The sequence below is a fragment of the Verrucosispora sp. TAA-831 genome, assembly GCF_050780145.1.
Taxonomy (GTDB): domain Bacteria; phylum Actinomycetota; class Actinomycetes; order Mycobacteriales; family Micromonosporaceae; genus Micromonospora.
On record NZ_CP192240.1, the window covers coordinates 1,821,697 to 1,834,876 of the forward strand.

General features: G+C 72.3%; 13 protein-coding genes. 3 read left to right on the forward strand and 10 right to left on the reverse strand.

The window, feature by feature from the left end; all coding sequences use genetic code 11:
- Positions 1 to 42: 42 nt before the first annotated feature.
- Together ACQVFL_RS08295 and ACQVFL_RS08300 are read right to left on the reverse strand one after the other, a co-directional pair.
- A complete protein-coding gene (locus tag ACQVFL_RS08295) occupies positions 43 to 234 on the reverse strand; it encodes a DUF397 domain-containing protein (protein WP_396691516.1) in 192 nt (63 codons plus the stop codon).
- Positions 225 to 992 (reverse strand): DUF5753 domain-containing protein, encoded by a 768-nt coding sequence (locus ACQVFL_RS08300; RefSeq protein WP_396691515.1) that lies wholly within the window; start codon positions 990 to 992, stop codon positions 225 to 227. Before ACQVFL_RS08300 ends, ACQVFL_RS08295 begins: the two co-directional genes overlap by 10 nt.
- 208 nt (positions 993 to 1,200) lie before the next feature.
- Between ACQVFL_RS08300 and ACQVFL_RS08305 the strand changes: the two genes are divergently transcribed.
- A complete protein-coding gene (locus ACQVFL_RS08305) occupies positions 1,201 to 1,665 on the forward strand; it encodes a hypothetical protein (RefSeq protein WP_396691514.1) in 465 nt (154 codons plus the stop codon).
- A 415-nt stretch (positions 1,666 to 2,080) separates the two neighbouring features.
- On the opposite strand, the gene ACQVFL_RS08310 is transcribed toward ACQVFL_RS08305, so the two are convergent.
- The 6 genes from ACQVFL_RS08310 to bioB form a co-directional block, all read right to left on the reverse strand.
- The gene (locus ACQVFL_RS08310) at positions 2,081 to 2,797 is read right to left on the reverse strand and encodes a cutinase family protein (protein WP_396691513.1); all 717 of its coding nucleotides are present in this window, start codon (positions 2,795 to 2,797) and stop codon (positions 2,081 to 2,083) included.
- 178 nt (positions 2,798 to 2,975) lie between these two features.
- Positions 2,976 to 5,672 (reverse strand): glycoside hydrolase family 9 protein, encoded by a 2,697-nt coding sequence (locus tag ACQVFL_RS08315; RefSeq protein WP_431729077.1) that lies wholly within the window; start codon positions 5,670 to 5,672, stop codon positions 2,976 to 2,978.
- 688 nt (positions 5,673 to 6,360) lie between these two features.
- Entirely contained in the window at positions 6,361 to 7,314 is a 954-nt protein-coding gene (locus ACQVFL_RS08320) for a hypothetical protein (protein WP_431729078.1), read from the reverse strand.
- Between the two features lie 178 nt (positions 7,315 to 7,492).
- Positions 7,493 to 7,999, reverse strand: a complete 507-nt coding sequence (locus tag ACQVFL_RS08325; protein ID WP_396691511.1) for a GNAT family N-acetyltransferase — start codon at positions 7,997 to 7,999, stop codon at positions 7,493 to 7,495.
- Between the two features lie 3 nt (positions 8,000 to 8,002).
- Positions 8,003 to 8,203: a hypothetical protein gene (locus tag ACQVFL_RS08330; protein ID WP_396691510.1), complete on the reverse strand. Its 201-nt coding sequence runs from the start codon at positions 8,201 to 8,203 to the stop codon at positions 8,003 to 8,005.
- A complete protein-coding gene (bioB, locus tag ACQVFL_RS08335) occupies positions 8,203 to 9,198 on the reverse strand; it encodes a biotin synthase BioB (protein WP_396691509.1) in 996 nt (331 codons plus the stop codon). The genes ACQVFL_RS08330 and bioB overlap by 1 nt, the downstream gene beginning before the upstream one ends.
- A gap of 197 nt (positions 9,199 to 9,395) precedes the next feature.
- On the opposite strand from bioB, the gene ACQVFL_RS08340 reads away from it, so the two are divergent.
- Positions 9,396 to 10,532, forward strand: coding sequence for an 8-amino-7-oxononanoate synthase (locus ACQVFL_RS08340; RefSeq protein ID WP_431729079.1), 1,137 nt, complete (start codon positions 9,396 to 9,398; stop codon positions 10,530 to 10,532).
- Positions 10,529 to 11,257, forward strand: coding sequence for a dethiobiotin synthase (gene bioD / locus ACQVFL_RS08345; protein WP_396691508.1), 729 nt, complete (start codon positions 10,529 to 10,531; stop codon positions 11,255 to 11,257). Before ACQVFL_RS08340 ends, bioD begins: the two co-directional genes overlap by 4 nt.
- Here the strand turns inward: bioD and ACQVFL_RS08350 are convergent.
- Positions 11,250 to 12,452: a cytochrome P450 gene (locus tag ACQVFL_RS08350; RefSeq protein ID WP_431729080.1), complete on the reverse strand. Its 1,203-nt coding sequence runs from the start codon at positions 12,450 to 12,452 to the stop codon at positions 11,250 to 11,252. The two genes, bioD and ACQVFL_RS08350, sit on opposite strands and share 8 nt — an antisense overlap.
- 9 nt (positions 12,453 to 12,461) lie before the next feature.
- Positions 12,462 to 13,145 (reverse strand): class I SAM-dependent methyltransferase, encoded by a 684-nt coding sequence (locus tag ACQVFL_RS08355; RefSeq protein ID WP_396691506.1) that lies wholly within the window; start codon positions 13,143 to 13,145, stop codon positions 12,462 to 12,464.
- Positions 13,146 to 13,180 lie beyond the last annotated feature (35 nt).

Here is a 13,180-nt window from a genome sequence, read left to right on the forward strand (position 1 = left end):
GCCCCGGTGGGGCGAGCGCTCTCAGGTGTCCGGAGAGGTAGGTCAGGCCCGCGTGGGGGGCTGGGCGACGAACGCCCGCCATGCGGTCGGGGCGAACGCCAGCGTCCCGCCGTCACGGTCCTTGGTGTCGCGGACGAGGACGGTGCCGGGGAGGTTGTCCGCCACTTCGACGCAGGATCCGCCGTTGTTACCGCTCTTGCTGCTCTTGTGCCACCGTGCACCGGTCAGGTCCATGATGCTGCTGCCTTCCTGATGACATCAAGGGATTGAGAGCGAGAAAGGGCCTCGCTTCTGATGCGCTCCCACCTGCGATTCAGCGTAGCAACGTCGGCCGCTTCTCCGATGATCTGCGCAGGCGCCTGGCCGTCGACGTGAGCGACGTGCTGACCGCTGGGCAACTCGGCGATGATGAAGCCGCCGCCGAGACCCGGATACATGCCCACGTCCCTCGGCACGATCAACACCTGCACGTTGGGCAGGGCGGCGCATCGGGCGAGATGCTCACACTGGTCGCGCATCAGCTCGCGGTCGCCGTAGGCGGACTGGAACAGCACCAACTCGTGAATGACCGCGACCAGCAGGGGCGGACGCTCACGCCGGAGAATCCCTTGCCGATCGAGGCGGGAGGCCACGACGTCTCCCACCTCCTCGGCCGTGAGGGCCTCGCCGGTCAACGTCGCCCGGGCGTAAGCCTCGGTCTGGAGCAAGCCCGGCACCCACGAATGCTCGAACCAGCGCAACGAGACGGCTTCGCGTTCCCAGTCGATCCACTCCCGTAACCACTGCGGCTCGCGACGCTTGAGGACATCGGGCCACAGGTCACCAACGTCCCGGCCGAGGATCGTGGCTACCTTTGCGCGCCGAGCAGGTTGCGGAACGCGTCCCGGACTGATCCACCTGGCCGCCGTCTTGGGATCAACGCCCGTCTGAGCTGCGAGGCTTTCGGTTGTCTCGCCTGCCTCTGCCATGGCCACTCGAAGTGCATCATTCATCCTGCCTCCCCATGAATGTCCCGGACGTCCCCAGGGAACACTCCTTCGTCGTGTACTGATCCCATCACTCTCGGCAAGGTTTTGGTAGATGGCGCGTTCGGTGGAGGTCGATTCCCCCTGACCCGGTGGGCGCGTTCGTCCCGGGGGTCGCCGCCGGGCGAGCATCCGCGGCGACCCCCGGTCCACCGAGACGACGAGGGAGGCTTTCGTGTCCACACCGCGACCGACGAACAATGTCCCGCCGTCACGCTGGTCGGCGCCCATTGTCCTGCCGGGGGAGACGCCGATCGGGCCGGCAGGGGAGAGGTCCGCCGGTGACCGCGCCGGTCGGCCGTCTGCCGCGGCGGTCGGTACGGGTACGACTCCGGCTGCTGCGGCCGTCCATGGCTGTCCGCCTGCTCCGTCGTTCGCCGACGTGCTCGGTGGGGAGGCGGTGGGCACCGTGGCGGTGGGAGACGTGATCCGGGTGCCGGAGGGGGCGTACCTGCCCGGGGTGGGAGAGTTGCTGCTCTACGTGGCCGAGGTGATCGGCCGGGCGCAGCAGGCGGACGGCCACGTGTGGGCCGAGGTGAGCGGGCACGCGGTGCAGCGGGACGGGTCGCTCCAGGTCCGTCGCCGGTACGCCCGGGTGCGGGTGGACCAGGCTGTGGTCGTACCGCGTCGTGCCTGGTGAGCGGCGTCGGCCGGACGGGACGCCGGTGGTCGAGCCCGGTGTGTACCTGTTGACTCGCGAGGCGGGTCCGCAGTTTCGCACGCCGATCGCGGTGCGGGTCGTCCGCGAGCAGGCCGACTGGCATCCGCCGTACGGCTGGACCTGGATCCAGTGTTACCAGCTCGACCGGTACGGAGACGCGGTCGAGAAGCGGCAGTTGTTCGTGATGCCCGCCGGGTTGCGGCGACTCGTGCTCGCCCCATCCCCGCACACCCGACCACACCGCCACGGTCGTGCGGTACGGATGTCTATCTTGGACAGTTTCCGTTAGGAGCTAACGGAAACTGTCCAAGATTGCCGTCGCCGCAGCACGGCCGCCGCCGGTCCGTCGGCGGTGTGCCGCAGCGGCGCGCCGCAGATGGAACCAGCCGCGAGGTCAGCGGGGTACGTCGGCGGTGGCGCGGGTGGCGGCGAAGCGGGTGGCCTGGGGGTGGAACCCCTGGTAGTTGACGTGTGCGGCGAAGCTGAATCCGCCTTGGCAGAAGCGGTCGTTGGCGTTGCAGTACGACTGGATGCGGTCGGCGAAGCCGTTCAACCGGCCCGCGCCCCGGGGGAAGATGCCGGAGCGTCGACCGTCGGTGACGTTGAAGGGTTCACCCGCGGTGAAGGAGGGGTCGCCGAAGAGGAGTACGGAGGAGACTCGCGCGGCGAGGTCGGCGGAGAGACCGGCACGACTGCCGGTGCCGGCCAGCGCGTCGCCCATCACGTCGGCGCCCTGGGAGTAGCCCATCAGGACGAAGCGGGTGTCGGGGCACTGCGCGGCGGTCGCGGTCATCACCCGCTGCACCTCGGCGACGCCCTGACGGACGCTGGCAATGTAGTTGCCGGAGGCGGGGTAGGCCAGCGGCGTGGTGCGGACGGTCTGCGGCAGGTCCCGGGTGATCTGCCGGGCCAGCGGCGTCAGCACGATGCCGAGACCGGGGCGTTCGGTGGTGCCGCGTGCGCCGATGACCTCCAGGTCGGGGCAGGTGTTGCGGGGTGCCTCGGCGGCGAAGGTCATCGGGGCGATCGCCAGTCCGGCGAGGGCCACCACTCCGACCGCCACCAGGGCCAGCAGGCGTGTCCGACGTGTCCGACGGTGCCGTCCGCTCATTGTTCAGCTCCTTTTCCCAGGTCGACAGGGGTGCCGATGGGTACGGGAGCGGTCGGCGTACGGGTGGATCTTATGGATGTTCACACAATCTGCACTGAGGGTGAACCGATCGGGGTGTCGGCGCGTGCTGGAGGGGCGGTGTGGCCGCGCACGTCGGCCCGGCCACACCGCCCCGGGATCAGGCGACGGTGCAGGTCGCCCCGTTGACCGTGAAGCCGGTCGGGCGGGGGTTGCTGCCGGTGTGCGTACCGTTGAAACCGATGCTCGTGGACGCGCCCGGCGCGAGAGCGCCGTTGTAGGACAAGCTGCTCGCGGTCACCGACGCGCCGGTCTGCTGGAAGGTCGCCCCCCAACCCTGACCGACCCGCTGGCCGCTGTTCGGGAAGGTGAACGCCAGCGTCCAGCCGTTGATGGTCGAGGTGCCGGTGTTGGCGATGGTGATGTTCGCGGTGAACCCGCTGCTCCAGTCGTTGGTGCCGTAGGTGACCCGGCAGGGCGTCGTCGGCAGCGGTGCCGACGTGGTCACCGAGACCCTCGCGGTGGGCGGCGAGACGTTGCCGCCCGCGTCCACGGCCACCACGTGGAAGCGGTACGTGGTCTGCGCGGTCAACCCGGTCGCCGCGTACGTGGTGCCGGTGACGGTGGTGACCAGCACGTCGTCCCGGTAGATCCGGTACCCGGTGACGCCCACGTTGTCGGTGGCGGCACCCCACGTCAGCGTGGCTCCGGTCGCCGTGATTCCGGAGACGGTCACCGCGCCGGGAGCGGTCGGCGCGACGGTGTCGTCCGGGTCCGGCGGCGGCGGGTCGGTGTCGCCGCTGGGCTCGACGCCCCACACCCGGACCCCGCCCGCATACAACGGCACGGTGCGGTTCGGTCCGGCGGCGGCCTGGAACGACGGGTCGTTGCCGGTGTTCCAGGTGCCGCCCTCCGGCACTCCGACCTTGAACTGCACCTCCATCCGGTGCTGCGACTGACCGGCCGGCGCGATCGTGTGGCCGGTGCAGTCGACCTCCACGTACCAGAGGTCACCGCCGGCCTGCTTCGCCGTGCTCGGTGCCGGGCAACCCTGGGTGTAACCGGGGGTGACCTGCACCGCGCCGGTGCCGTCGGGGCGGAAGTAGTAGCGGAACTTCGCGTCGGTCAACGCCCGCGCCGGGAACGCCGACTTGTTGTAGATCATCACCTTGAGGCCGGTGGCCCGGGTCTCGTTCTGCATCACCGTGGTCTCCACGGTCAGCTCGTCGATGTCCGGCCGCTCGACACCCGGGAAACCGGCCAGCGGCGTACCCCCGTACTCCTGGGAGAGCCGGGCCAGCGCAGACGTGAAACCGGCGTTGTAGTCGGTGGCGACCTCGTTCATCACGTAGTCCGACCGGTTGTCGGTGTACGCGTCGTTCGGCGACGACGGCCCGCCGACCAGCGCGCCGAAGAGGGTGTGCCGAGTCTCGGTGGGTACGGTCATGCTGTCCCACCAGGAGCCGTGCGCGGTGCGGTGGTGCGGGTTCTTCGGCGGATTGGTGCCGAAGCCGATCACGTAGCTGGAGTTGCGCGGGTTGTCGCCGAGCGCGTAGTTGATCTGCCGGACGGCGAAGTCGTGGTAGCGGGCCTTGCGGGTCGCGTCGGTGGTCTTGTCGCTGTAGACCAGCGCCGCGAACGCGGTGTTGGCCGCGTACCGCAACGCGCCCCAGGAGTCGAGCACCGCCATCCCGCCGGGGGAGTAGCGCACCCGTTCCCCGTTCACGCCGACGGTCCAGAAGTCCAACCACCGGTTGGCGTCGTCCACGTACTTCTGCTTCCCGGTCAGGTTGGCCAGCAGCACGTACGCGCCGAACTGCTTGTTGTCCCAGGCCACCGTCCACTTGTAGGAGCGGGTGGTGGTCTGCGGCTCGGTGCCCAGCCTGTCGTACTCGCTCTCCGCCTTGGCCAGGTAGGTGGCGTCGCCGGTGGCCCGGTACAGCCAGATCGCGCCCCACACCAGCTCGTCCTGGTAGCCGCTCCACGACCGGTAGAAGCTGGTCGCGTCGGTGATGCACTCGTGGTAGCTCTTACGCACCGTGTCGGCGAACGTGTAGAGCTGCCGCGCGTGGGTGAGCAGCCTGTCGGCGTACGCGGCGTCGGTCGGCCGGAACACCATGGACGACGCGGCCATCGCCGCCGCCGTCTCACCCGCCAGGTCCGCGCCGCCACAGCTCGCATCGATCTTGTACGCGGGCCGCGCCATCGGCATCACCTCGGCCGGACCCCACCACTTGTGGTCGTCGTCGCCCTTGCCGACCTGCCCGTACAGCACGTTCGGCGAGGGGTGCGCCTTGATGAAGTAGTCGTTGACGAACCGCAGATTGTTCAACAGGTGGGTGAGCTGACCCGACGCCACGTAGCCGGCCCGGTACTCGACCGCGCCCCAGGCCAGCATCGTGGTGGTGAACGCCATCGGGAAGCCGAACTTCACGTGGTCACCGGCGTCGTACCAGCCGCCGGTGAGATCGAGCCCCACGTCCGCGCCGTCCCGCAGTGCCGAGTCGTCGCGCCAGGAGACCCGGTTCCAGTCCGGCAGCTTGCCGGACTGCTGCGCCTCGTAGAACAGCAGCGACTTCTGCAACGCCTCGGCGTAGTTGAACGCCGGTGCGGCGGCGCTGCTTGATGCGGCGCTGCTGGTGGTGGCGTTGATCGATGCGGTGTTGCTGGTCTCGGCGTCGCTGGTCTTGTTCGGGGCGGTGGTGTACGGGGCGGCGGCGGCTGCCGCCGGGACGCCGACCGCCAGCGCCAGGCCGGCGGCGATGACCGTGCCGGTGCTGCGGAGACGACGTGACCAGTGGCCGCGTCTGCCGTGACCGTCGCCGCGCGCGCGGCCCGGCCGTCTGGTGTGGTGCATGCGGCTGCTCCTGTCGGTGCGGGCAGGCAGCGTCGACGCGGACGCGTCGGGGTGGACGGCTGCCGGCGGTGGTGGCAGAGTGGCTCCAGCAGGGCCGGGAGCGCTCCCATGGATGAGTAGCAATGTAATCTGGTGTTCACCGGTTTGGGAAGGCCGAGCGGCACCATAGGAGCGAGCGTTCCGGGAAGGCCGATCCGGAACGGCGCGAGCGTCTCGTCGGGGTGCAGACGGCAGGCGCCGGGGCGCGGGCGAGTCCGGGCCGGTGGGGTAGCGTCGGCGGGCCGAATCGCGTTACACCGACACGCCGCTGGCGGCCCCGGATTCCACCCCGACGTCCCGACACGGGACCCGCCCGTCTGCCCAGGTCGGACCGTTCGCCTGAGATCGGTGGGCCCCATCCGCAGGCAAGCTTGTGCCATCTCCTCCGGCTGATCGGGGGAGACCCGATGACCAACCACCCGAGAACGGCCGCCGGTGTCCCTCCGGCGGCCGTTCTCGCCGTCACCACCCGATCCACCCCGGCGCCCTCGCCGTCACGACCCGTCCGACCGCGGCGCCCTCGCCGTCACGATCCGTCCGACCCGGCCACTTTGCCGTAGGCGGGATGCGGCATCGCGGCACTCACCGCGTGGAGTGACTGTCAATCTTGGACAGTTACCGTCAGCGTCGAACGGTAGATTTCCAAGATTCACGACTCCGGTCGCCAGCCGGCGGTGAGGAGAGCGCGGCGGACCGTGTCGGCGACCTGGTCGGGGTGCGCGCGTACCAGCCAGGCGGGAAAGCGCAGGATGCGGTCACCCGCTGTCCAGACGTCGTTCTGCCGCTGCATGTCCGCCGCCCACTGGCGTACGTCCATGTGGTGCGCCCCGTCGATCTCGACGTGGATCCGCCACTCGCGCCAGTACGCGTCGAGCCAGCGCGTACGACCTGTCGTGTCGGTTCGTCGCTCCTGTAGGTCCGGTGCCGGCAGCCCGGCGCGGCGGCAGAGCCGGACGAAGTCGATCTCGCTGAGCGCCTGGGCGCCTCCGGCGATGTCGTCGACGGTCTGCCGGATGAGACTGCGCCGAGGTGCCCGGGGCAGGATGTCGAGCACGGCGGCCACCTCCTCGGGCAGTACCCTCCGCTGCTGGCAGCCGGCGGCCAACACCTCCTGTGCCGCCCGGGTCGAGGGTGCCCAGCCCGCCGCGTCCACCAGGGCACGTGCCGTGCTGGTCCGGGGCGGCCGGCCGACCTGGAGGTGGTCGGCGGGTAGCAGCGACGTCCGGTGCACCACCACGGCTGCCATGTCGAGCGGCAACCGGCGCAGGGTGGTACGCCCGACGCGGCGGGTCGACGGCACGAGGACGTGCAACGGCTCGGGCCGCAGGCCGCGCACGCCGGCCTCGGCGGCTGCGGTGGGGCCGGCGAGTACCGCGCCCCGTCCGCAGGCGAGGACGGCCACCCAGAGTTGCTGGGCCCGGGTGAGTCGACCGTTGCCGGACAGCAGGATGCCACGACTGACCGAGCGCCACCGGCCGGACCGCACGAGACCCCGTAGCGTGCCCTCGGTCAGCACGGACCGTGCCTGGGCGGTGGTGAGGACTCCGGCCTGCGCGAAGGCCAACCACTCCAGGGCATCGGCACGATCATCGGGAACGGACATCGTCCGACTCTGGGCACCCGATGGGCGGGGCGCCACCGAATTTCGCGCGGTGTGTTCGGAGCCGCGACGTCCGCGATGTTAGGAAGGGTCCCCTGCTATACACGAGGCGTTAGCAGGGGACCCTTCCTTACACCGAACCCGGCGCGGCTACGGCGTGAGCGTCGCGGCTCGGGTGGGGTCAGCGGAGGTCGTCGGCGAGCAGGTCCATCAGGAGGCCGTCGTGCCAGCGGCCGTCGGCGCCGCGTTCGTACCGGCGCAGGACGCCGACGGTGCGGAAGCCGACCTTCGCGTACGCGCGGATCGCGGCGGTGTTGGCCGCCGCCGGGTCGATGGTGAAGCGGTGGTGGCCGTGGGCGTCGATCAGGTGCCGGACCAGGGTGCGGATGGCGTCCCCGGCGAGGCCCCGGCCGCGTACCGACGGGTCGAGGAAGATGTCCAGGCCGGCGTGGCGGTAGTCGGGGTCGTTCTCGGCGTACCACTGGATCGCGCCGACCACCCGGTCGTCGTGTTCGACGACGTACACCTCCAGGTCGCCGTCGGCGAGGTCGGCCTCGACGGCGGCGGTCAGGTCGTCGTCGCCGCGCCACCAGCGACGGACCTCGGGCTCGGCGCGGATGGCGGCGAGCGTGGGCACGTCGTCGGCGCTCACCGGCCGCAGGGTCACCGCCTGTCCGCGCAACGTCACGTCTCAGCCTCGCTGTTCGCCGTGTTCGACGCAGGTCGCGGCCCAACCGACCGGCAGCACCTGCACCTTCATCCGTCGTCGGCATCCGGTGCAGTAGCGGGGCGGTTCCAGGGTGCGGGCCGCCGCGCAGCCCTGGTGGTCGCCGACCGCCACGGCCTCGCCGCAGCGGTCGCACCACGTCCCGACCAGCTCGCCCATCGGCATCAGAGCGTCGCCGACAGCGCCTTGACCGGCATCTTGAGGTCGTCGAGCAGCTTGAGGTCGTCGGTGGCCGGTCGACCGAGGGTGGTCAGGTAGTTGCCGACGATCACCGCGTTGATGCCGCCGAGTAGACCGTCGCGGGTGCCCAGGTCACCGAGGGTGATCTCCCGGCCGCCCGCGTACCGCAGGATGGTGCGCGGCATGGCCAGCCGGAACGCGGCGATGGCGCGCAGCGCGTCCTTGCCCTCGACCACCGGGCGGTCGCCGAGCGGGGTGCCCGGCCGGGGGTTGAGGAAGTTCAGCGGCACCTCGTGCGGGTCCAGTTCGGCGAGCTGGGCGGCGAACTCGGCCCGCTGCTCGACGGTTTCGCCGAGCCCGAGGATGCCGCCGCAGCAGACCTCCATCCCGGATTCGCGCACCATTCGCAGCGTCTCCCAGCGTTCCTCCCAGGAGTGCGTGGTGACCACGTTCGGGAAGTACGACCGGCAGGTCTCCAGGTTGTGGTTGTACCGGTGCACACCCATGTCGACCAGTTCGTCGACCTGCTCCTGACTGAGCATGCCGAGCGAGGCGGCGACCTGGATGTCGACCTCGGCCCTGATCGCGGCGACGCCCTCGCGCATCTGCGTCATCAGCCGGGCGTCCGGGCCGCGTACGGCGGCCACGATGCAGAACTCGGTCGCTCCGGTCGCGGCGGTCTGCTTGGCGGCCTCGACCAGCGACGGGATGTCCAGCCAGACCGATCGCACCGGCGAGGTGAACAGGCCGGACTGCGAGCAGAAGTGGCAGTCCTCGGGGCAGCCGCCGGTCTTGAGCGAGACGATGCCTTCGACCTCGACCTCCGGGCCGCACCAGCGCATCCGCACGTCGTGGGCGAGCTGGAGCGTGGCGGTCAGGTGCTCGTCGGGCAGGTTCAGCACCGCGAGGACACCGGCCTGGTCCAGGCCGACGCCACCCTCCAGCACCTGGGTACGGGCCTGGTCGAGGATCTCTGGCATGGCACGTACCCTACAAGGCCCCCCGACGGGCGGAAACGCGCGCGGCCCCGCCCCGGTGCCCTCCGGCGAGCCGTACCGCGCCACGCCGGGACGGCCCGGACGGGTGGTAACTTCGCCCGGCGGAAGCGCCCGGGGCGACAGCGTGTGGCCGGGCGACGACGCCTGACGGTGGCAACCGGCGGGGAAGGGGCGTGGTGGTGGCGGACTGGCTGGCGGCCCTGGCACGCCGCGCTGACCTGCGGGCGAAGGCGGGACTGACCCGTCGACTGCGCCCACGTACCGCCGACGACGCCGTGGTGGACCTGGCCGGCAACGACTACCTGGGGCTGTCCGCGCATCCCGAGGTGGTCGCCGCGGCGACCAAGGCGCTGTCCGAGTACGGGCTGGGCGCGACCGGCTCGCGTCTGGTCCGCGGCTCCACCGACGCCCACCACGCGCTGGAGGACACCCTCGCCGACTGGCTCGGCACCGAGCGGGCGCTGGTCTTCTCCTCCGGCTACCTGGCGAACCTCGGCGCGGTCCGGGCGCTGGTGCGTCCCCGCACGCTGCTGGTCTCCGACGCGCACAACCACGCCAGCCTGATCGACGGGTGCCGCATCTCCGGGGCGGAGACCGTGGTGACCCCGCACGCCGCCGTCGACGCGGTCGCGGCGGCCCTGGCCGGGGCACCCGACCGGCCGGCGGTGGTGGTCACCGAGTCGGTCTTCTCCGTCGACGGTGACCTGGCCCCCCTGGTCCGGCTGCACGCGACCGCCCGCGCGCACGGGGCGCTGCTGCTGGTCGACGACGCGCACGCGCTCGGGGTCGTCGGCCCGGCCGGGGCCGGTGCGGTGGCCGCCGCCGGGCTGACCGGCGAGCCGGACGTGGTGGTCACCGCCACCCTGTCCAAGGCGCTCGGCGGTGCCGGCGGGGTGGTCGCCGGTCCGGCCGAGTTCGTCCGGCACCTGGTGGAGACCGCGCGGACCTTCATCTACGACACCGCACTGCCTCCGGCCGTGGCCGCCGGGGTGCACGCCGCCGTCGGGCTGGCCCGCGACGGCGACGCCCTCCGCGCCGAACTGGCCGCCCGCGCCACGCTCGCGGTGGATCGCCTGCGCGCCGCCGGCCTGGACGTCTCCGCGCCGGACGCCGCCGTCGTCTCGGTCACCGCGCCCGGCCCGGAGGCGGCGACCGACTGGGCTGCCGCCTGCCGGGACCGGGGCGTGGCGGTCGGCTGTTTCCGGCCGCCCTCCACCCCGGACAGCCGGTCCCGGCTGCGGCTCACCATCGGTGCCGGGCCGTCCCGGGCGGATTTCGAGCGGGCCCTGGAGGTCATCGTGGACTGTGCCCCATGACGGATCAGTGGCGCGGACCGGTGCTGGTCACCGGCACCGACACCGAGGTCGGCAAGACGGTGGTGACCGCGGCGATCACGGCCGCCGCGCAGGCGGCCGGGCTGCGGGTGGCGGTGGTCAAACCCGGCCAGACGGGTACGGCCACCGGCGAACCCGGCGACGTGGAGGCGGTCACCCGGCTCTCCGCCCCGATGACCGCCCGCACCCTGGCCGCCTTCCCCGATCCGCTCGCCCCGCTGGCCGCCGCCCGGGTGGCGGACCTGCCGCCGCTGGAGCTGTACAACGCGGTCGACGCGATCCGTGAGGAGGCGGACAAGCACGACCTGGTGTTGGTCGAGGGGGCCGGCGGGCTGCTCGTACCGATGGGGCTGCGACCCTCAGGCGAGCCGTGGACGGTGGCCGACCTGGCGGTGTCGTTGGGTGCCCCGGCGGTGGTGGTGGCCCGTGCCGGGCTGGGCACCCTCAACCACACCGCGCTCACCCTGGAGGCGCTGGACCGGCGCGCGGTGCCGGCGGGCGTGGTGCTCGGCGCCTGGCCGGCCGATCCGGAGCTGGTGCACTGGGCCAACCTCAGCGACCTGCTGCCGAACATGCTCGGTGCGCTGCCGGCCGGGGCCGGGGCGATGGACCCGGGCGTGTTCCGGCGGTCCGCGCCGGGCTGGCTCACCCCGGCGCTGTACGGCGTACTCGACGACTGGCGCGCCTGGGCCGACGAGATCAACTGAGCGGTTCGCGCGTCACGACCAGGGCGTCCGGCATCCGGAAGGTGAGGTTGTCGGGGTAGCGGGGCGCACGCAGCACCCGTACCCGGGCCAGCAGCGGGGCCACCTCGGTCAACACCGTGGTCGCCTCCATCCGGGCGAGCTGGTCGCCCACGCAGCGGTGCACGCCCGCGCCGAAGGCCAGGTGCCGGCGTGACCCGGGCTGCCCCGGCCGGAACCCGTCCGGCGACTCGACGACCGCTGGGTCGCGTCCGGCGCGACCCAGCCAGAGCACGATGCTGGTGCCCGCCGCCACCGCCGTCTGGCCCAGCGTGGTGTCCAGGGCGGCGACGCGCCGCCAGGTGACGATCGGCGGTTCCAGCCGCAGCCCCTCCTCGACCACGTCGGCGACCGGCACCGAGCCGTCGCGCAGTCCGGCGAGTACCGCCGGTTCCCCGATCAGCCGGTGCATCAGCAGGGTGAGGAACTGCGAGGTGGTCTCCTGGCCGGCGACCAGCAGGAAGAACAGCGCGCCGACCACCACGTCGGGCGGGTGCCCGGCGTCCCGCAGCGACGCGGCGAGCCCGCCGCCGGTGGCCGCGAACTCGCGCAGCACCCGGTGGAAGCGACCCACCTCGGCGGCGAGGAACTGCTGCCGGTCGGCGTCCAGCGGTGCCCAGAACAGCTCCAGCGCGGCGCGGGCGAAATCCTTCACCGCCGCCACCGGCGCGTCGGGCAACTCGACCAGCCGGGCCAGGACCAGCAGCGGCAGGTCGGCGGCGAGCCCGGCGTGCAGGTCGACGGGTACGCCGCCGTCCAGCGTGGCGTCCAGACCGGCCACCCGTCGGCGGACCAGTGCGGCCAGCCAGTCCCGCTGGTCGGCCACCCGTTTCGGGTGCAGCGCGTCGGCGACCAGCGCGCGGATCCCCGGGTGGTCGACGCCGCCGTTGTTGGCCAGCGTGGGCGGCAACCGGAACCGGTGCGCGGCGAGGATCCGCAGCGCGGCGACCGGGATCGGGGTCACCGCGTCCAGGGCGTTGTCCGGGCGGTACGTCACCGGGTCGGTCAGCACCTGCCGCACCAGCGCGTGCCGGGTCACCAGCAGGTGGGCGACGCCCACGTGGTCCACGACCCGGGCCGTGTCGACACCGGCCACGGCGGCACCGGCCCCGGCGCTTCCGGTCGCCTCCGGGGCCTGCTCCCAGGCGCGGAACAGCACCGCGTCACGCTAGCGGGCCGCCGACGGCCGTCCCGCGCGCAGCCGCCACACCGTGGTGCGCTTCACCCGTACGCTCTCCAGCGCCTCGCTGACCGGCACGTCGTAGGCGGCCACCTCGTCGAAGCGATCCCGGGGCAGGAAGGCGCGTCCGGGATCGCCGACCAGCACGGTGGCCCCGGAGCGGGCGGCGCGCAGCAGGAACCGCAGGACCCGGTTGGCCATCGCCTCGCTGTAGAACACGTCCCCGGCGAGCACCACCTCGGCGTCCCCGGCGTCCCGATCGAGGACGTCGCCGAGTTCGGCGTCGACGCGTACGTCGTTGGCCTCGGCGTTGAGCGCGACCGCCGCGACGGCCAGTTCGTCGATCTCCACCGCGCGCACGGCGGCGGCACCGGCCCGGGCGGCGGCGATGGCCACCAGGCCGGAGCCGGAGGCCAGGTCGAGGACCCGCCGGCCGGCGACGAGGTCCGGGTGGTCGGTGACGTACCGGGCGAGAGCCTGGCCGCCCGCCCAGGCGAAGGCCCAGAACGGCGGCGGCCGGTCGCTGCGGAACTCACCCTCGGTCAGCTCCCACAGGCCGATCGGCTCGTCCGCCTGGTGCAGCCGCACCTCGGGCACGAAGGCGACGGGGCCGAGTCGGGCGTGCAAGCGGACGAAGGCGGTGGAGATCGCGGACACCCGGTGATTGTCCATCGTGACCCGGCTCGGCGTGTCGCGGGTCTCGCGTG